The sequence below is a fragment of the Escherichia sp. E4385 genome, assembly GCF_963883145.1.
Taxonomy (GTDB): Bacteria; Pseudomonadota; Gammaproteobacteria; order Enterobacterales; family Enterobacteriaceae; genus Escherichia.
On the sequence record NZ_CAWOOJ010000015.1, the window covers coordinates 28,679 to 47,767 of the forward strand.

Consider the following 19,089-nt stretch of genomic DNA (forward strand, 5'->3'; position numbering starts at 1 on the left):
CGCTTACTGATGCGTCTGGTAGTGGTTAGTGGCGTAAGCGAAATAGCCACGCTGGCGCATCAGTTCGCGACGCAGATCCGGATGCGCGGTAAAGCGGTCGCGACCGTGCAGCCAGAACAGATTGTTAATCAACAGGAATTTGCCAACGGGAACGGGCACAGAAAGAATGCCTTTGCTGGTTTCAATGGCATCGGAAAGCTCGCTCAACCACACGCCTTCTTCGAAGTCTTTCGGCTGGACGAACTGGTCGATATAACGCATCACCGGGCGACTCTGCTGATCGACGTCGAACACAGGATGGAATACATCTTTACTGACGTTTTTACTCGGCGGCGCGGCAAAGCGCATCGGGCGACGCGCCAGCGGATGGCGGAAATAATGGTCCAGATGTTCCCAGTCATCGAGATGCAGCAGCAGCGAGTTTCCGCCCTGCATGTTCTGCTCGTCGATTTTCATCATCAGCACGTAGTCGGTGATCTCTTCAACGTAGGTACCGTCGTTATGCAATTCCATCACACGGTGCGGCTGACGCAGGTAGCTGTCTGAGTTATCGACATTTTTCACTACAAAACGCGCGTAATACTGACCGCTCATGGCATCGAAATTGGAACGGCCAATCAGATGTGCCACCGCCGTTGCCAGTTTCACCATCTCATCTGCCTGCGCAACATCATCGACACCTAACGCGTTGATCAACAGCGCACCTTCAGCGCGGTTTAACAACGTTTTCAACAGCAACGGTTGCAGCTGATTCGCACACAGATCGTCGAGAATTTTGCCTACCCGAAAACGTAGAAACGATTTGTACTCCAGCGCCTGCACTGGCCATTCGGCAACCTGTTCGAGGAACTGTTTGGTCGTCTGTTCGGTGAAGGTGAGTTCCAGCAGACGCGGGGATTGCGCCGACGGGATGAGGGTGAATCCGCTATAGTCCTGGCCTGAATCGACAGCGTTATTTTGTACGGCGGTCAGTGCATTCATCAGAAGCGATCCTATTATGAGATGTAGGGTGACATGGCGATGCTCATTTCGTAGCCATAATCTAAAAATATCTACATTTCTGAAAAATGCGCACAAAAGTTACATATTGTTTTCTTATTGTGATCAAAAACAACAAATCAATAACAAAAATGTAAGGGATAAGAATTGGGATGAAAGGGAATGAATAATTAAAACAATATATTAAGTGTACTTATACTCATTTTCGAACTGGTGGCATTTGTTTAAATGCTATTTAAACTGCTTTTTCAGAGTTCGGAGTTACTTCAACTTACTGAGTTCCGTGTTGACTAATGTGAGTAAGATCAATCGCATCCAACCGATGTTACTTGATGGCATCGATAACAATCTTAATGAACAAACAGATTCCGGGAAGACTGGCTATGGAGGCTAATTTTTCTCTTTCTGGCAACGGGTTAATGACAGTTACCATTTTTCGAGAATCTGATACTGATCTGAGGGATGCTGTAGATGTCTGGACTGTAATTGAATGGGGTTTACACACGATGGAATCTGGACCAATAAAAAAGCCCGCATCAGCGGGCTTTAATGTCACAGGGAGTCGCGACTCCGTTGCGTATCCTTTTTTGTCTCCTCACCGTCTGGGCGGTGTACTGATGAGACTTCTAATTTCCTGTTTTTGTTGGTGTTGTGATAACACCATCCAATCATGATTGGTGGAGCTGGCGGGAGTTGAACCCGCGTCCGAAATTCCTACATCCTCGGTACTACATGCTTAGTCAGTCTTTACATTCGCTTGCCAGCTGCGGACGGACACGCCACTAACAAACTAGCCTGATTAAGTTTTAACGCTTCAACCCCAGGCAGGGCTTCCACGCGATCTCTTTTGGGTTTGACCTCTCTTGATCCCCGTCCTAAGAGCGGAGGCTAGGGAGAGAGGGCTCTAAGCAGGTTATTAAGCTGCTAAAGCGTAGTTTTCGTCGTTTGCGACTATTTTTTGCGGCTTTTTACGAGGCCAACCGCCCCTCGGCATGCACCTTGGGTTTCGCAAATCCCGTCGAATCCAGAATCAGCCCCAATGTGTAACATTAAGTATACCAGATTTTTGAGCGCCATGACTAGCCCCAAAGGCGTTATCATCGTGGAATTAGCGCCTGCATAGTATGATTTTTCTTCGATTAAGCAATGGGATGGCTACATCAGTGTAAGACTTGACAGTCGACAAGATGTTCATTCGCGCCACCGGATAGGGAGGCGCGGTGAAGCTTTGATTAGTATCGCTTATATAGGTTTAACGGTGCGCGTTTTTCATGATACGTGCTTTATCAACCTGCCATTCGCGTTCTTTGATATCAGAACGTTTATCGTGTTGTTTCTTACCTTTCGCGACGCCGATTTTTACTTTGCACCAGGCATTTTTCCAGTACAGGGAGAGCGCCACTACGGTATAACCTTCACGGTTCACTCGGCCATAGAGAGAGTCAAGTTCGCGCTGGTTGAGAAGCAGTTTGCGGGTGCGAGTAGGGTCGCACACCACGTGCGTGGAAGCCACTGCCATCGGCGTGATGTTTGCTCCAAACAGGAACGCTTCTCCGTCGCGCAGAAGGACATAGCTGTCGCTAATATTGGCTTTTCCTGCGCGCAGGGATTTAACTTCCCAGCCCTGCAGGGCAAGTCCCGCTTCGAACTCTTCTTCAATAAAGTATTCGTGACGGGCGCGCTTGTTAAGCGCGATGGTCGCTGAACCAGGTTTATGTGCTTTTTTCTTCGTCATAAGCGTCGTGAATCATCGGTAATCTGAAATCGAAAATACCCCATATCAATCCTGCGGGGGACAAGGCTCTATCTTAGCATGAACCGGATGTTACCCAGCGCCGGGATAGCGTTTTTTTTACTGCAGGATAAATGATATTATTTGTTGGATTTTTGTTGATGGAAATTGTTATGCCTCAGATTAGCCGGACCGCACTGGTACCCTACAGCGCGGAGCAAATGTATCAGTTAGTGAATGACGTTCAGTCTTATCCTCAGTTTTTACCAGGGTGTACTGGAAGCCGGATTCTGGAGTCCACTCCTGGGCAGATGACCGCTGCGGTAGATGTGTCTAAGGCTGGGATCAGCAAAACGTTTACAACCCGCAACCAGTTGACCAGTAACCAAAGTATCCTCATGAGTCTGGTTGATGGACCGTTTAAGAAATTGATCGGCGGCTGGAAGTTTACGCCATTGAGCCAAGACGCGTGCCGTATTGAGTTTCATCTCGACTTTGAGTTTACCAATAAGTTGATTGAACTCGCCTTTGGCCGTGTGTTTAAAGAGCTGGCAGCTAATATGGTGCAGGCTTTTACTGTTCGTGCAAAAGAGGTCTACAGTGCCAGGTAAAATCGCCGTTGAGGTGGCTTACGCATTACCCGAGAAGCAATACCTGCAACGGGTAAGTTTGCAGGAGGGCGCGACGGTTGAAGAAGCAATTCGCGCCAGTGGCTTGCTGGAATTGCGTACCGATATCGATTTAACTAAAAACAAAGTCGGCATTTACAGCCGCCCAGCAAAACTGAGCGATACCGTGCATGATGGCGATCGTGTGGAGATTTATCGTCCTCTCATTGCCGATCCGAAAGAGCTTCGCAGGCAACGAGCAGAAAAATCGGCGAATAAATAACAACCAGAAAAAAGGTGCTCATTGAGCACCTTTTTTAACGTCTTTGAGAGCAACTTTATTACTAGTTACCAGTCAGCGCAGGTTTGTTATCAATGTTGGTCAACACTCCGCTACTGTTAAAGGTCAGCGTCAGCGTTTGCTGCGTTACACCTTCATGACCTGGTTGCTGACGGAACACATAGAACCAGGTATTCGTACCAAATGGATCGGACATCAGCGGTGTACCCAATGCGTACGCAACTTGTTGTTGCGTCATGCCAACACGTATTTTGGATACGTCGTTAGCGGTCAGATAGTTCCCCTGGTTGATGTCAGGACGGTAAACCACTCGCTCCAGAGTGGAACAGCCTGCGGTCAACATCAATAGTACTGCTGCTGCAGCAGTCAGCGTTTTACAGCGCATAGTGATTTGATTCCTTTTCGGGCCCGAGCAGTACGTGGCTCATCTGTAATATGCCGATGATAATAGACCTTTCATCACTTTAAAACCTTTTGCTTTCCGGTCTTACGGCGTTTTGCTGTTTACTCTGACCGTGAAGCAGGAAAAAAGTTTACGCCGCAAGCAGTTCTTTCGCATTCGCCAGTGTGTTACGTGTGACTTCACTGCCACCAAGCAGGCGCGCCAGTTCCTGTAACCGCGCTTTTTTGTCCAGCGACTCCATATGAGTTTCGGTCATCGCGCCATCGGTTTCTTTGCTGACAAAATAGTGTTGATGACCGCATCCTGCGACTTGCGGCAAATGGGTAACACACATCACCTGGGTTGATTCGCCAAGCTGACGTAGCAGTTTGCCGACAACTGCTGCTGTTGGACCGCTAATCCCTACATCCACTTCATCAAAAATCAGTGCTGGGGTTTCCATTTTACGCGCGGTAATGACCTGGATTGCCAATGCGATGCGGGACAATTCACCACCGGATGCGACTTTTGCAATAGGCTGCATTGGCTGACCTGGGTTGGTGGTTACCCGAAACTCAATACGATCGGCACCGTCAATGCCCAGGTGATGCTCGTCAAATTTAACATCAATCGTAAACTGCCCATGCGGCATAGAGAGTGCATGCATACTATCGGTGATCAGCTGTGCCAACTCATTTGCATAATGCTGGCGTTGCTGGTGTAACGCGCGTGCCGTTTCCAGTGCTTGCTGATGATGTTTCGTTACCGCCAGCGCGAGCGTTTCTTGTGAGTCGGCCTGATCATCCAGTTGCTGCTGTTCTTCCAGTAGCGACTGGTAATACTGTGGCAATGCCTCAGGGCTGACGTGATGTTTACGTGCCAGCGAAATCTGTTTTGAGATGCGCTGTTCAAGTTCAAACAAACGGTTGGGATCGAGATCCAGACGATCGCAGTAGTGGCGCAGTTCGTCGCTGGCTTCAGCAATCTGGATGGTAGCTTCTTCCAGCATATCCAGTACGCCGGACAGTTTGCTGTCCATGCCAATCAATTCGCTCACCAGTTGTTTAGCCGTGTAAAGCTGACTTTGCAGGTTTGCGTCTTCACTGTCGGCCATTAATGCCAATGCATTCTGGCTGGTAGTCAGTAATTGACCGCTGTTCGCCAGACGTTTGTACTCTTCGTCAATTTGCTCAAACTCTCCGGGCTGCGGATTAAATTCGTTAAGTTCTTTTAATTGGTATTGCAGCAGTTCCGCACGGGCGGCGCGTTCCTGACTTAGTTGTTGATGGTGCGCGAGGTCGCGGCAGCTTTGATGCCACAACTGATAACGTACGGTCATTTCCTGGAGCAGAGAGGTTTCATTGGCATAGCCATCAAGCAGGAATTTTTGGTGCTCGGATTTGGTGAGTAATTGATGAGCGTGCTGACCATGGATCTGAATCAGCAACTGACCCAGTTCGCGCAGTTGTGACAGAGGAACAGCTGTACCGTTGATGAAACCACGGGAGCGACCATCGCTACTGATTACGCGACGAAGCAGGCATTCACGGCCATCTTCCAGTTGGTTTTCTTCCAGCCAGCGCAGAGCCGCTGGCGTATCTTTCAGTGAAAAACGGGCGCACAGGTCAGCGCGAGCAGCGCCGGTACGCACCATGTCGGCTTCAGCGCGACCACCGAGACAAAGGCCGAGGGCATCTATCGCAATAGATTTACCCGCGCCGGTTTCACCGGTTATTACGGTCATGCCGCTGTGAAAATCAATCTCAAGCTCACGAACGATAGCAAAGTTGCTGATGGTCAGTTGTGCCAACATAGTCGTTTTCCTGTATGAAAAACCATTACTGTTATTGTGTACAGTATAAACTGGTTTTATATACAGTAAAGAGGCTGGCGTAAAATTAGAATAATTTTTTTGACCAGCCGAGTTTGGTGCTTAATGTATTGAAATAGCTGTAATCTTTCGGATGAATCAGATTCAGATGGTAATCACAGCGACGAATCAGGACATCTTCACCTTCCTGAATCGGCAGCGCTATCTGGCTATCGCAGCTGATTTCCAGGTCGTTACGGCGATGCGAAAAACGCAGACGGATAGTGCTGCTGCTGTTTATCACCAGCGGCCGCGCTGACAACGTATGCGGGAACATTGGCACCAGGGTTATTGCATCCAGAGAAGGCGTCAGTATTGGTCCCCCTGCCGAGAGGGAATAGGCAGTGGAGCCTGTAGGTGTCGAAATAATCAAACCATCGGAACGCTGAGAAAACGCAAAGATCTCGTCGATATATACTTCGAACTCAATCATATGCGCAACTTTGCCCGGGTGAAGTACCACTTCGTTAATCGCTGTGCTGATGCGTTTCTGGCAATCTTGCTGGCAGACTTGTGCTTCCAGCAAAAAACGTTTCTCGCTGATGTAGTGGCCTTCCAGCACATCGGCTAATTGTTGCTGGGCGTTATCGGGGTCAAGGTCAGTCAGGAAACCCAGGTTGCCACGGTTGATTCCAATAACTTTAATATCGTAACGGGCGAGCGTGCGCGCCGCGCCCAGCATATTACCGTCGCCTCCAACAACTACCGCGAGATCAGCCAGTTGCCCAATCTCCGCGAGCGTGCCAGTTTTCACATTCTTCAGTTGCAGTTCGTGAGCGATTTGTTGCTCAACGATGACCTCGTAACCTTTTGTGCACAGCCAGCGGTAGAGCATTTCATGTGTTGTCAGTGCAGTAGGGTGCCGTGGGTGTCCCACAATGCCAATACACTTGAAATGATTATTCATTTTTCCGAGGTCCTTGTTGCGAAGATTGATGACAATGTGAGTGCTTCCCTTGAAACCCTGAAACTGATCCCCATAATAAGCGAAGTTAGCGAGATGAATGCGAAAAAAACGCGGAGAAATTCATGAGTAGTAAAGAACAGAAAACGCCTGAGGGGCAAGCCCCGGAAGAAATTATCATGGATCAGCACGAAGAGATTGAGGCAGTTGAGCCAGAAGCTTCTGCTGAGCAGGTGGATCCGCGCGATGAAAAAATTGCGAATCTCGAAGCTCAGCTGGCTGAAGCCCAGACCCGTGAACGTGACGGCATTTTGCGCGTAAAAGCCGAAATGGAAAACCTGCGTCGTCGTACTGAACTGGATATCGAAAAAGCCCACAAATTTGCGCTGGAGAAATTCATCAACGAATTGCTGCCGGTGATTGATAGCCTGGATCGTGCGCTGGAAGTGGCTGATAAAGCTAACCCGGATATGTCCGCGATGGTTGAAGGCATTGAGCTGACGCTGAAGTCGATGCTGGATGTTGTGCGTAAGTTTGGCGTTGAAGTGATCGCCGAAACTAACGTGCCGCTGGACCCGAATGTGCATCAGGCTATCGCAATGGTGGAATCTGATGACGTTGCGCCAGGTAACGTACTGGGCATTATGCAGAAGGGTTATACGCTGAATGGTCGTACGATTCGTGCGGCGATGGTTACTGTAGCGAAGGCGAAGTAAATATCTGATGGCCGACGCGAAGTCGGCCATTTTTTTAGCTTAAAAAATCCTGTACTTCCAGCCACGGCGTGTTGAAATCATCTATTTTTTTATATTCGTTCATTGGCAGAACGACCACGTTATAGGTGTCAGATCCTTCATTCAGATCAAAAATCTGAAAGCCCCTTTTATTGAGTTCGGTTTGGATGCGTTCAAAGATTTCGTCAAGGTAGCGGTCTCCGGCTTCACAGACATCGGAGATTTCATCCTCTTGGGTTATTTCGACAAGAAGACTCCTTAATTCCTCAGAAGCTGTCAGGTTTTTTGTGAGCTCATAAAAGCGATCTGCAGCAAAATTAGCCAGCTCACCTTCTTCATCTTCACCTTTCCAGTCAACGAGTTGAATTAATCCTTCACCGCGTAGAACCTGTAAAAATGCCTGCGCCAGGTCACGATTCCCGAGATCGCCACCACTGCAATCGAGAACGTCCTGCAATCCATATTCGTCTTCATCTTCGTCTTCAAAGATTTCAGGTTGCGTCGAAAGTTGAGAGAAAATAGTGGGCCATAAGGTTGGGGTGTGCTGTAAAAAAACGCTGGCGACGACGTTGAGATCGTCTGCAAAATCCTTATCCCATTCAATTACATAATCTTCTGACATAACATCAATATCCTTTCCGAATGCTTGAAAGACATTATTACATTGCTAAGTAAATGACAGGAATTGATGGAATCCTAAAAGACGGCGATAAAAAAAAGGCGAACCGGAGTTCGCCATTGCGTTACTCCGCCACACTCTCGCGCAGCGGTTTCACAGGAAAAACTTTTACCTGCTTAATCATATTGTCCTGAACGTCGAGAATATCGATATCGTACTCGCCAATACGCACGCGGGTGCCTGCGACAGGGATCTCTTCCAGCGCTTCCAGAATGACGCCGTTAACAGTTCGGGCATCATCTTCCGGTAGATGCCAGTTAAAGGCTTTGTTAATTTCTCGCACGTTGGCGGTGCCATCGATAATCACCGAACCGTCGTTTTGCGGCGTGACCTCTTCGGCAAGTGTTGGCGACATGGATGTGGTGAAATCACCAACTATCTCTTCGAGAATATCTTCAACCGTCACCAGCCCCTGAATGTCTCCATACTCGTTGACGACCAGGCCGACTTTCTTTTTGTTGCGCTGAAACTTGACCAGCTGCGTGCTGAGTGGCGTGCCTTCCGGGACAAAATAGATCTCGTCCGCGGCGCGTAGCATGGTTTCTTTGGTGAACTCTTTTTTCTCCGACATCAACCGCCAGGCTTCACGCACACGCAGCATACTGATGGCGTCGTCCAGCGAATCACGGTAGAGCACGATGCGCCCGTGAGGTGAGTGGGAGAGTTGGCGCAGAATCGATTTCCAGTCATCGTTGATATCAATACCGATAATTTCACTGCGTGGCACCATGATGTCATCGACAGTCATTTTTTCCAGATCGAGTACCGAAAGCAGCATATCCTGATTGCGACGGGAAATTTGTGAGCGCGATTCGTGCACGATGGTGCGCAACTCTTCTTTGCTCAAAGAGCCGCTAACCACGATATCGGTTTTGATGCCCATCATGCGCATTAACATGCGGGTAATAGCGTTCAGCAACCAGACCAGCGGCATCATCAAAATTTGCAGCGGTGCTAACAGAAAACTACTCGGATAAGCGACTTTTTCCGGGTACAGCGCGGCAATGGTTTTCGGCAATACCTCAGCAAAAACCAGTACGACAAAAGTCAGCACACCAGTCGCAATTGCCACGCCCGCATCGCCGTACAAACGCATCCCAACAATAGTGCCGAGCGCGGAGGCAAGAATATTGACCAGGTTATTGCCGATTAACACCAGGCTTATCAGGCGGTCTGGCTTACGCAGCAATTTTTCGACGCGTTTGGCCGAGCGATTGCCCTGTTTTGCCATATGCCGCAGACGATAGCGGTTGAGTGTCATCATTCCGGTTTCGGACCCGGAAAAATAGGCTGAAATGACCACCATGATGATCAGAATAATGATCAACGTAGTAGTAGAAATGTGTTCCAGGGGAAACTCCTTTTCTGGGTTTAGCTGATTAACTGCTGAACAATTCGGCTGCCGAAGTAGGCCAGTGTCAGAATGACTGCACCCGCGACGTTAAACCAGACGACGCGGCGTCCACGCCATCCTTCATGATAATGTCCCCACAGCAGCACAATATAGACAAACCACGCCACGATAGAGAGCACAGCCTTGTCGATATTTTCCATGCTAAATAAGTTGTGCATGTAGAACAGGCCAGTGCAAAGAGTAAGCGTTAGCAGCACCACGCCAATCTGCGTAATGTGGAACATTTTACGCTCGATACTCATCAATGGCGGCATTTCCTGACTGAATGCCAATTTTTTGTTCTTCAGTTGGTAATCAATCCATGCCAGTTGCAACGCGTACAGGGCGGCAATTATCAGCGTGGCGTAGGAAAAGAGCGATAAGCCAATGTGCACCAGCATCCCAGGTGTGGCTTCCAGATGGGTGATGTATTCATTGGGCATGAAGGTCGCCAGCGCCAGGTTGATAAGCGCAAAGGCATAGACAATGGGTAGCAGCAACCAGCCACGATTGCGAGAAGCCACAATGGTCATTACCGTACAGATCATCAAACTGACCAATGAACCAACGTTCAGCAGGCTGAGGTTTTGTCCGCTATCACCGTCGGGCAGGATGCGGGCTTCCAGAGCGATTGCGTGGCAGACCAGCGCAATGACCGCAGAAATAATAGCCATGCGCCGCCAGCCGCCGTTTTTTTGCAGCAGACCGGGAACAATCAGCGCAAGACTGACGGAGTAGGCGACAAGCGCGAGCAGAGCAAAAACGGGCATAGTAATGTCGACAGTTTGAGCAATAAGAAAGAGAAGCAGTATAGCGTCAGGTGAACGCTGCTCCAACCGTTGCATAACAACAAAGACGCCTTCATGTTATACTGCGGCAAAATACTGATGATGTGTCGCGATTGCGGCCAACCGTTTCCACCCCAGGCGAGAGACAATGTTTGATAATTTAACCGATCGTTTGTCGCGCACGCTGCGCAATATCAGTGGCCGTGGACGCCTCACTGAAGACAACGTAAAAGATACGCTGCGCGAAGTGCGCATGGCGCTGCTGGAGGCGGACGTCGCTCTGCCGGTAGTGCGTGAGTTTATCAATCGCGTAAAAGAGAAAGCGGTTGGTCATGAAGTTAATAAAAGCCTGACGCCGGGGCAGGAGTTCGTCAAAATCGTCCGTAACGAACTGGTTGCGGCGATGGGCGAAGAGAACCAGACCCTGAATCTGGCTGCGCAACCGCCTGCGGTCGTGCTGATGGCGGGCCTGCAAGGTGCCGGTAAAACAACCAGCGTGGGCAAACTCGGTAAGTTCCTGCGCGAGAAGCACAAGAAGAAAGTGCTGGTGGTTTCTGCCGACGTTTATCGCCCGGCGGCAATCAAACAGCTTGAGACGCTGGCAGAGCAGGTGGGCGTTGATTTCTTCCCTTCTGATGTTGGTCAGAAGCCGGTAGATATCGTTAACGCGGCGCTGAAAGAAGCCAAACTGAAATTCTACGACGTGCTGCTGGTGGATACCGCTGGTCGTCTGCACGTTGACGAAGCGATGATGGACGAGATCAAACAAGTCCATGCGTCGATTAACCCGGTTGAAACCCTGTTTGTGGTTGACGCCATGACCGGTCAGGATGCGGCCAATACGGCAAAAGCATTCAATGAAGCGTTACCGCTTACCGGCGTAGTGTTGACCAAAGTGGACGGCGATGCCCGCGGCGGTGCGGCGCTCTCTATCCGTCACATCACTGGCAAGCCTATCAAGTTCCTCGGTGTTGGCGAGAAAACAGAGGCGCTGGAGCCGTTCCACCCGGACCGTATCGCTTCCCGTATTCTCGGCATGGGCGATGTTCTGTCGCTGATCGAAGATATCGAAAGCAAAGTTGACCGTGCGCAGGCAGAGAAATTAGCCAGCAAGCTGAAAAAAGGCGACGGCTTCGATCTCAACGACTTCCTTGAGCAGCTGCGCCAGATGAAAAATATGGGCGGCATGGCCAGCCTAATGGGCAAGCTGCCGGGCATGGGGCAGATCCCGGATAACGTCAAGTCGCAGATGGACGATAAAGTGCTGGTGCGTATGGAAGCCATCATCAACTCGATGACGATGAAAGAGCGCGCTAAGCCAGAAATCATCAAAGGTTCGCGTAAGCGTCGTATCGCTGCCGGTTGCGGTATGCAGGTGCAGGACGTTAACCGCCTTCTGAAGCAGTTCGACGACATGCAGCGCATGATGAAGAAAATGAAGAAGGGCGGAATGGCGAAGATGATGAGAAGCATGAAAGGGATGATGCCACCGGGATTTCCTGGTCGCTAAATGACCTTATGCGACAGAGTTATTAACTGCTGATTGCATTTTCTCCAGAAATCAGTAAAATTTTCGGGCTTTTAATATGACACCGGACTCCGTTCCTCGATGGGGTCCGGTTGTTTTATTCACACAAGAGGATGTTATGGTAACTATTCGTTTAGCACGTCACGGCGCTAAAAAGCGTCCGTTCTACCAGGTTGTTGTCGCTGACAGCCGTAATGCACGCAACGGTCGCTTCATCGAGCGCGTTGGTTTCTTCAACCCAATCGCTAGCGAAAAAGAAGAAGGCACTCGCCTGGATCTGGATCGCATCGCTCACTGGGTTGGCCAGGGCGCAACTATTTCTGATCGCGTTGCTGCGCTGATCAAAGAAGTAAACAAAGCAGCTTAATCTGTCACGGTGGTCATGATGAGCAAACAACTCACCGCGCAAGCACCTGTTGATCCCATCGTTTTGGGAAAAATGGGTTCGTCTTACGGTATTCGTGGGTGGCTCAGAGTGTTTTCTTCCACCGAAGACGCCGAAAGCATTTTTGACTATCAGCCCTGGTTTATCCAGAAGGCGGGTCAGTGGCAGCAAGTCCAGCTGGAAAGCTGGAAGCACCACAATCAGGACATGATCATCAAGCTGAAAGGCGTTGACGATCGTGATGCGGCGAACCTGCTGACGAATTGTGAAATTGTCGTGGATTCATCGCAACTGCCTCAGCTTGAAGAGGGCGACTACTACTGGAAAGACCTGATGGGCTGCCAGGTAGTAACCACTGAAGGCTACGATCTCGGTAAAGTCATTGACATGATGGAAACCGGATCCAATGACGTTCTCGTCATTAAGGCAAACCTGAAAGATGCGTTTGGTATCAAGGAACGTCTCGTACCGTTCCTCGATGGGCAGGTTATCAAGAAAGTCGATCTCACTACTCGTTCAATCGAAGTAGATTGGGATCCTGGTTTTTAAACCACCGGATAAACGGTAAAAGACGGCGCTATGTGGATTGGCATAATTAGCCTGTTTCCTGAAATGTTCCGCGCAATTACCGATTACGGGGTAACTGGCCGGGCAGTTAAAAATGGCCTGCTGAGCATCCAGAGCTGGAGTCCTCGCGACTTCACGCATGACCGGCACCGTACCGTGGACGATCGTCCTTACGGTGGCGGACCGGGGATGTTAATGATGGTGCAACCTTTGCGGGACGCCATTCATGCAGCAAAAGCCGCGGCGGGTGAAGGCGCAAAGGTGATTTATCTGTCACCACAGGGACGCAAGCTTGATCAAGCGGGCGTCAGCGAGCTGGCAACGAATCAAAAATTGATTCTGGTGTGCGGTCGCTACGAGGGTATAGATGAGCGCGTGATCCAAACCGAAATTGACGAAGAATGGTCAATCGGCGATTACGTTCTCAGTGGTGGTGAGTTACCAGCAATGACGCTGATTGACTCTGTTTCCCGGTTTATTCCGGGAGTACTGGGACATGAAGCCTCAGCAACGGAAGATTCCTTTGCTGAAGGATTGCTGGATTGCCCGCACTATACGCGGCCTGAGGTGTTAGAAGGGATGGAAGTTCCGTCAGTGTTACTGTCGGGCAACCATGCCGAGATACGTCGCTGGCGTTTGAAACAGTCGCTGGGCCGTACCTGGCTTAGAAGACCTGAACTTCTGGAAAACCTGGCTCTGACTGAAGAGCAAGCAAGGTTGCTGGCGGAGTTCAAAACGGAACACGCACAACAGCAACATAAACATGATGGGATGGCGTAAGCCCCCGAGATATCAGTTTACCCAGGATAAGAGATTAAATTATGAGCAACATTATTAAGCAACTTGAACAAGAGCAGATGAAGCAGGACGTACCTTCCTTCCGTCCGGGTGATACCGTGGAAGTGAAAGTATGGGTTGTTGAAGGTTCCAAAAAACGTCTGCAGGCATTCGAGGGCGTGGTTATCGCTATTCGTAACCGCGGTCTGCACTCTGCATTCACTGTTCGTAAAATTTCCAACGGCGAAGGCGTTGAGCGTGTCTTCCAGACTCACTCTCCGGTAGTTGACAGCATTTCTGTCAAACGTCGTGGTGCTGTTCGTAAAGCTAAACTGTACTACCTGCGTGAGCGTACTGGTAAGGCTGCTCGTATCAAAGAGCGTCTTAACTGATAACGTATTTGCGCTACATCCAAAGCGTGTTATGAAACAAGGGGTTAGCGAATTGCTAACCCCTTTTTTATTGGTGGTGGCGGCAAATTGGCGGCAGAGATTGGAGCGATGGCGACAGATATAAAAAAACCTGCCGAAGCAGGTTCAAAGCCAAAGTTGCTGTTGTTGGTTTCTGATGGGGTGTGGCGGAGCAGGATCAACAGTACCCGGTTTCACAATGAATCTTGATAGCGTCTCAAAAGTGATAAATGTACATCCGCAATTTATGTTCTGGCACTGGTGATAACGTTCTTTTGTTTCGGTGCTAAGGTACCGGCTAGTGCGAGCATGTGCAGCGTTTTGGCATAACGGGCAGTGCATCATAATTATTTCCCCTGCTGGCGTATCTGAGGGAATAATAAACTTCAAAATTGCATTTGCAAGTTTTGATTTGCTTTTTCATTCCTCATTTTCTTCTGAGCTGTACTCCACATCGGAGAGTTTAACCTCAAGCTCTAAGCCCGTCGTGAAGCCGTTATTATTGAGGTTGTGGGTCACCTTGCTGATTAACCATGCCTGCTCGTCTATGACGCGCTTAAAGCCTGACACGCGTACAGGCGTCTCAGGAAATAAATCCGCTCGCCCTAGCGCCAGTGTGATTGAAAACTCCGCAACGCCTCGCTGCAGTTTATCCCACTTAGCCTGAGCGGCGCGCATCGCCTGTGCCTTTGAGGCATAGACCGTCGTCAGCGCCAGCACGTTATCGGCTTCACCGGCCATGTACTCACCCTCACGTGCTTCCTGTTCTTTTTTGACCTTTGTCTTTTTGCTGACCGGCTTTGCTTTTGGGTGTTCCAGTGCGCGCAGGTGCTTCTCTTTTGGCTTGCGTTTCAGCGTTACTTTCTGCTTTTGTGGCTTCGGGTCTTTGGTGTGCAACCATTTAGCAGTGACGCCGGTATAAGCCCCACGGTCGGCAATGGCAAACTGATGACGGTCACCATCACTGCGGGTCAGCGTCATTTGCGGGACGGGTTTGCCGCTGGCCGTCATCGCACTACCGGCTTTCAGAAACAACAGTTTCCCTGCCTTCACTGATGCCGTTGCCCCGTTGCGGTCAGCCAGTCGACTCAAAAATACCGCGTCGGATTCCTGCGACTGGTCGATATGCGGTACCGGGATTTTTTTCAGCGATTCCGCAATGCTGGCCGTCAGTTTGTTGCGCTTTGCGATGGTACTGACCAGTTCGCCGATGGTGGTGTCGTGCCATGACTCTTCACGCCTGGAATTTAGCGTGCCGCGAAAGTCCGCGCTGCGCGCCCGGATGGTCAGGGTATCTGGAGCCCCCCGGTGCTCAATCTCATCGACCGTAAAATCCCCCTTATTCAGCAGCGCCGAACCCTGCCAGCCAAGCCACAACGTCAGCACTGCCCCGCGCAGGGGTAACTCGACTTTCCCATCGGTGTCATCGAGCTCAATGTCGAGCTGGTCAGCTTCAAAGCCCCTATTGTCCGTCATGGTGAGAGAAATCAGCCGGTCGCTGAAGTTGCTCGTAATGTCCTGACTGTTCAGCGTCAGCATAAAAGCCGGTGCAAGGCTGGCACCGGCGTCAATTGCCATCCCCGTTATCATGCAGTGAAACCTCCGGGCATACCCTGCAGTTTATCTGTCAAATTACCGGCAGAGCCGAGAAGCTCACTGGCCTGTTTATTCAGGTCACCAAACATCTTTGTCAGCGATTCATCAACCCGTTTTAGCGAAAGGGTGAAATCAATCTTTCTGGCCGCACCATCACTGAAAAACTCGGTGCGTGTAGTCGATACTTTATCGACGATATACATCCCGAGGATATTTCCGGTTCCCTCTATCAACGGCCACGCTCTGCCTTCATTGGCCATCACCTCTACAGCCTTTAGTGAGATCCAACCGCCAGTGATAGCGGGGTATAGCGTACCAGCAAGCTGTATCGAGGTTTCCCCCTCGCCAAGAAACTGATAGGCAGGTGGTTTACCCACCCGGTCATTGGACACCCAGCGATAATCTTTCGAATGCTGCATCGACTGGTAAGGCAGGGTGCGAAGTTCAAACACAAACATTCCGAGAGCAAGCATCATCGTTTAATCCCCCTCAATAGTCGTGGGTCATGTTGGCACGCTGGCGGGCGCGTTTATCGCGCTCAATCTGTTCGAGCGTGTCGCGTAGTTGTCTGTCAAGCTGATTCCCCGGCGCAACACCTCCCGGCAGATTGATGTTGTATTCGCTTTTGCTCTGGTCAATGTAAGAGCGCCCCGCCGGTGCGGTAACTGGCTGATAAGCCTGATAGCCGCCATATGTGCTGGTTGCCGGGATGTAGGAATTACCCTGTGTGGCGGCATTGGTTTTGGCGGCGGTCTGGTCGAGGCTGTCCGACTCTTTGTTGATGATGCCGAGCTTTTCGAGAAGCCAGTCGACACCGCTGCGCAGCTTGTTAAAAACATTGAGCGGAGCCATCAAGGCAGAGGCCAGTGTCTGACCAAATATGACGCCGACATTTTTGCAGCTATCAAGCGTTTCCTGCGTGGCCTTAACCGGTGCTATCAGGTCTTTAAACCACTGCCAGACGCCGCGCAGTTTCTCGCCGAGACCATCAAAAATGGGAGCCAGTGGAGCGAACATTTCCCCGACTGGGGCAAAGGCACTCATGATGCCCTCAATCACTCCCGAGAAAAATGCGCTGATGGGCTCCCAATATTTACGGATGAGTAGCGCCCCCGCCACAATCGCCGCACCGACGGCCACTATCGGCCAGGTAATCGCACCGAGCGCTGTCGCAATGGCACTACCGACGACAGTAAAGACCGTACCCAGCACGCCAGCCGCGGCGATAATGGCATTAATCCCCATGACAACCGGCCACGCAACGAGACCAATGCCGCCGATGATACCAATCAGCGCCAGCGCACCACCGGCGATGATGCTGATAGTTTCCGCTAACTCCTTGTTGTCTTTGATCCAGTCATCAAGCTTTAGCACATACCGTGTTGCTGTCTGAGTTAGCTGACGCAATGAGCTATCTTGCTGGTCGTAGAGGTCGGTACCGACGGCCTCAAAAGCGGATTGAAACTCTTTGAAGTCGCCACCTAAGTTATCCTGCATGACCTTAACCAATTCCTCGGTTTTACCGTCAGAATCCTTAATTATCTTGGTCAGTTCATCCAGTTTTCCACTGGCCGCTGCGGCCATTAACACACTTGCAGCGGAACTGGCTTCCTCGCCGAATATCGTTTTCATATACTCGGCTTTTTGACCTGTACCGAGGTTGTTGCGCTTAAAGCTGGCTTGTATTTCTTTCAGGATGGTAAAGATTGGCCGTGTATTGCCTTTTTTATCCATCGTCTTAACGCCAAGCTCTTTAATGGCATCATAGGCTTTGCCAGTTGGAGCCTGCAGTCGACTTAAAACAGCTCGGCTACCGGTTCCTGCCATCGAACCTATGATTTTTGCATCGTGTAACGCACCCAGCATCGCGGCGGTTTCTTCTAGGCTGACACCGGCATCTTTGGCAACAGGACCAACATATGTAAGTGAGTCGTTTAATCCCTCAAATGATGCCTGTGTTTTATTTATCGCCATCGATATGACATCTGCTATATGCGATGCCTTGTCATCTGCGAGCCCGAATGCCGATTTGGTGCCAATAAGCAAAGCGGCGTTTTCCTCCATAGTTTTTTTATTTGCCAGCGACATATTCAGAATGGCCGGTGTTTGCGCCACTATGCCGTCTTTATCTGCGCCAGATTTGGCTACGATAATCTGCGCGGCGGCGGCATCATCTGCTGAGGCCGCTGAGTTATCGCCGAGCTGACGCGCCTGTTTGCGTAGAGCCTGCATTTCTGGAGACTGCTTATCGACCCCAAGCACGGCCTGCAGCTCGGAATTCTTCTGCGCAAATTCATAACCGGGTATCAGTAATTTAACCCCGGCCATCGTTCCCGCTGTCGCGATACCGACCCCGGCAGCACCGGCTGCAGCCATGTTACCGGCAAGCTCTTTACCTGATTTATATCGCTCTTTCACCCGGCTTAATTTCGCCTGCTGTGCACTGACGCGCGCCAGTGCCTCGCGCTGTCGATTAAGCTGCGCCGTCGTTTCGCTGATGGATGTTTTGAGCCGACGCTCATCGGCAGACAGGGTGCGGGTATTAATACCGGCCTGCATCAGCTCGGAGCGCTGACGCTGTACCGACGTTCTCAGGCTGTTGTATTTCGTCTGCAGCTCAGAGGCGGCTCGCTTTGCCGCTTCGAGTGCCTGCGCCTGCGCGCGGGTCGGACTGGTGGTGTTTTTAAACTGCACGGCCAGCTCACCGGCCTCGCGTTTCGCTTTCTCAAGCGACTGACTGGTCACGGCCAGTTGCGCGCTTGCCTTACGAAAGCCGTCGATTTTTGACGCCTGACCATTCAGGTCACGCAGCCCTTTTTGTGTGTTGCGAATATCACCCGACAAGGATTTACTCGCGGTCTGGATGGATTTAAGCGGTCTGGTCGCCTGGTCGACCGCTTTCAGCAATACCTCAAGCCTCAGGTTATTACTCATTGTGGTTTCCGCTACGCTGCAGCGCCTTTTCGCGCCATGTGATGAGCTCGGTCAGGCTCAAGGAATAGAGCTCTGATGGCGACCAGTGAAATATCACTGCAATATCCGCCATCAGGTCATCGGTCGACAGGTCAGGCGGGAAATCTATTCCGCCGAAGCCGGTGACAAAAAACCAATCACCTTAGCGGCCAGCGACAGCATATCGGGCAGGTTCATTGCGGTAAGCTCCTGCGCCGTGAGCGCGGGATAGGTCATGCGGGGCAGTACTTTAATCAGCGCATCGACTTCGGACTGCGCCACCGCAGCCAGACTGACACCGCGCAGGGTACCGGCATTCGGCTCAATCAGGGTAACTTTATCAATCGTCTGACCGGCGCGCTTAATCGGCTTGTCGAGGGTCACAACGTTCGGGTTTACGGTGTCGATTTCATTACCAGCCGTATCAACAAATTCAGGGGTTTTGCGTGGTGCTTTTGCCATGATGTTTTTCTCTGCTCTGAAA

22 protein-coding genes and 1 other RNA gene are annotated in these 19,089 nt (G+C 50.6%); 8 read left to right on the plus strand and 15 right to left on the minus strand.

Annotation, left to right across the window (positions count from 1 at the left end; genetic code table 11):
* Positions 1 to 3: 3 nt before the first annotated feature.
* From glaH to smpB, 3 genes are all read right to left on the minus strand, one after another.
* A complete protein-coding gene (gene glaH, locus AACS80_RS16290) occupies positions 4 to 981 on the minus strand; it encodes a glutarate dioxygenase GlaH (RefSeq protein ID WP_135410303.1) in 978 nt (325 codons plus the stop codon).
* Positions 982 to 1,674: 693 nt separating this feature from the next.
* Positions 1,675 to 2,037: a transfer-messenger RNA gene (ssrA, locus tag AACS80_RS16295) on the minus strand.
* A gap of 214 nt (positions 2,038 to 2,251) precedes the next feature.
* Complete coding sequence (gene smpB, locus AACS80_RS16300) at positions 2,252 to 2,734, minus strand: SsrA-binding protein SmpB (protein ID WP_000162574.1); 483 nt, start codon at positions 2,732 to 2,734, stop codon at positions 2,252 to 2,254.
* 170 nt (positions 2,735 to 2,904) lie between these two features.
* On the opposite strand from smpB, the gene ratA reads away from it, so the two are divergent.
* Together ratA and AACS80_RS16310 are read left to right on the plus strand one after the other, a co-directional pair.
* Positions 2,905 to 3,342 carry a type II toxin-antitoxin system toxin RatA gene (ratA, locus tag AACS80_RS16305; RefSeq protein ID WP_001339419.1) on the plus strand — a complete coding sequence of 146 codons (438 nt, stop codon included), beginning with the start codon at positions 2,905 to 2,907 and terminating at the stop codon, positions 3,340 to 3,342.
* Entirely contained in the window at positions 3,332 to 3,622 is a 291-nt protein-coding gene (locus tag AACS80_RS16310; protein WP_135410302.1) for an RnfH family protein, read from the plus strand. Before ratA ends, AACS80_RS16310 begins: the two co-directional genes overlap by 11 nt.
* A gap of 61 nt (positions 3,623 to 3,683) precedes the next feature.
* On the opposite strand, the gene bamE is transcribed toward AACS80_RS16310, so the two are convergent.
* From bamE to nadK, 3 genes are all read right to left on the minus strand, one after another.
* Positions 3,684 to 4,025 (minus strand): outer membrane protein assembly factor BamE, encoded by a 342-nt coding sequence (bamE, locus tag AACS80_RS16315; protein WP_135410301.1) that lies wholly within the window; start codon positions 4,023 to 4,025, stop codon positions 3,684 to 3,686.
* Positions 4,026 to 4,173: 148 nt separating this feature from the next.
* A complete protein-coding gene (recN, locus tag AACS80_RS16320; RefSeq protein ID WP_135410300.1) occupies positions 4,174 to 5,835 on the minus strand; it encodes a DNA repair protein RecN in 1,662 nt (553 codons plus the stop codon).
* A gap of 85 nt (positions 5,836 to 5,920) precedes the next feature.
* Positions 5,921 to 6,799: an NAD(+) kinase gene (nadK, locus tag AACS80_RS16325; RefSeq protein ID WP_001059169.1), complete on the minus strand. Its 879-nt coding sequence runs from the start codon at positions 6,797 to 6,799 to the stop codon at positions 5,921 to 5,923.
* 122 nt (positions 6,800 to 6,921) lie between these two features.
* Here nadK and grpE point away from each other — a divergent pair, with 122 nt between their 5' ends.
* Complete coding sequence (grpE, locus tag AACS80_RS16330) at positions 6,922 to 7,512, plus strand: nucleotide exchange factor GrpE (protein ID WP_001300112.1); 591 nt, start codon at positions 6,922 to 6,924, stop codon at positions 7,510 to 7,512.
* Positions 7,513 to 7,546: 34 nt separating this feature from the next.
* On the opposite strand, the gene AACS80_RS16335 is transcribed toward grpE, so the two are convergent.
* From AACS80_RS16335 to AACS80_RS16345, 3 genes are all read right to left on the minus strand, one after another.
* Positions 7,547 to 8,152: a DUF6630 family protein gene (locus AACS80_RS16335; RefSeq protein ID WP_138183877.1), complete on the minus strand. Its 606-nt coding sequence runs from the start codon at positions 8,150 to 8,152 to the stop codon at positions 7,547 to 7,549.
* Positions 8,153 to 8,273: 121 nt separating this feature from the next.
* Positions 8,274 to 9,560, minus strand: a complete 1,287-nt coding sequence (locus tag AACS80_RS16340) for an HlyC/CorC family transporter (protein WP_010723175.1) — start codon at positions 9,558 to 9,560, stop codon at positions 8,274 to 8,276.
* A gap of 20 nt (positions 9,561 to 9,580) precedes the next feature.
* Entirely contained in the window at positions 9,581 to 10,372 is a 792-nt protein-coding gene (locus AACS80_RS16345; protein WP_024165303.1) for a cytochrome C assembly family protein, read from the minus strand.
* Positions 10,373 to 10,538: 166 nt separating this feature from the next.
* Here AACS80_RS16345 and ffh point away from each other — a divergent pair, with 166 nt between their 5' ends.
* From ffh to rplS, 5 genes are all read left to right on the plus strand, one after another.
* Positions 10,539 to 11,900, plus strand: coding sequence for a signal recognition particle protein (gene ffh, locus AACS80_RS16350; protein WP_000460035.1), 1,362 nt, complete (start codon positions 10,539 to 10,541; stop codon positions 11,898 to 11,900).
* A gap of 136 nt (positions 11,901 to 12,036) precedes the next feature.
* A complete protein-coding gene (gene rpsP, locus AACS80_RS16355) occupies positions 12,037 to 12,285 on the plus strand; it encodes a 30S ribosomal protein S16 (RefSeq protein ID WP_000256450.1) in 249 nt (82 codons plus the stop codon).
* 18 nt (positions 12,286 to 12,303) lie between these two features.
* Entirely contained in the window at positions 12,304 to 12,852 is a 549-nt protein-coding gene (rimM, locus tag AACS80_RS16360; RefSeq protein ID WP_000043330.1) for a ribosome maturation factor RimM, read from the plus strand.
* Positions 12,853 to 12,882: 30 nt separating this feature from the next.
* Positions 12,883 to 13,650, plus strand: coding sequence for a tRNA (guanosine(37)-N1)-methyltransferase TrmD (trmD, locus tag AACS80_RS16365; RefSeq protein ID WP_000264781.1), 768 nt, complete (start codon positions 12,883 to 12,885; stop codon positions 13,648 to 13,650).
* A 41-nt stretch (positions 13,651 to 13,691) separates the two neighbouring features.
* A complete protein-coding gene (rplS, locus tag AACS80_RS16370) occupies positions 13,692 to 14,039 on the plus strand; it encodes a 50S ribosomal protein L19 (RefSeq protein WP_000065253.1) in 348 nt (115 codons plus the stop codon).
* Between the two features lie 144 nt (positions 14,040 to 14,183).
* Here the strand turns inward: rplS and AACS80_RS16375 are convergent, their stop codons facing one another.
* From AACS80_RS16375 to AACS80_RS16400, 6 genes are all read right to left on the minus strand, one after another.
* Entirely contained in the window at positions 14,184 to 14,402 is a 219-nt protein-coding gene (locus tag AACS80_RS16375; RefSeq protein WP_000972010.1) for a DNA-binding transcriptional regulator, read from the minus strand.
* A 75-nt stretch (positions 14,403 to 14,477) separates the two neighbouring features.
* Positions 14,478 to 15,647: a phage late control D family protein gene (locus AACS80_RS16380; RefSeq protein ID WP_135410299.1), complete on the minus strand. Its 1,170-nt coding sequence runs from the start codon at positions 15,645 to 15,647 to the stop codon at positions 14,478 to 14,480.
* Positions 15,644 to 16,129 (minus strand): phage tail protein, encoded by a 486-nt coding sequence (locus tag AACS80_RS16385; protein ID WP_135410298.1) that lies wholly within the window; start codon positions 16,127 to 16,129, stop codon positions 15,644 to 15,646. The genes AACS80_RS16380 and AACS80_RS16385 overlap by 4 nt, the downstream gene beginning before the upstream one ends.
* Before the next feature lie 13 nt (positions 16,130 to 16,142).
* Positions 16,143 to 18,587, minus strand: coding sequence for a phage tail tape measure protein (locus AACS80_RS16390; RefSeq protein WP_135410297.1), 2,445 nt, complete (start codon positions 18,585 to 18,587; stop codon positions 16,143 to 16,145).
* Positions 18,580 to 18,717 (minus strand): GpE family phage tail protein, encoded by a 138-nt coding sequence (locus AACS80_RS16395; RefSeq protein ID WP_308303393.1) that lies wholly within the window; start codon positions 18,715 to 18,717, stop codon positions 18,580 to 18,582. Before AACS80_RS16395 ends, AACS80_RS16390 begins: the two co-directional genes overlap by 8 nt.
* 14 nt (positions 18,718 to 18,731) lie before the next feature.
* A complete protein-coding gene (locus AACS80_RS16400) occupies positions 18,732 to 19,067 on the minus strand; it encodes a phage tail assembly protein (protein ID WP_097295596.1) in 336 nt (111 codons plus the stop codon).
* Between the last annotated feature and the right edge of the window lie 22 nt (positions 19,068 to 19,089).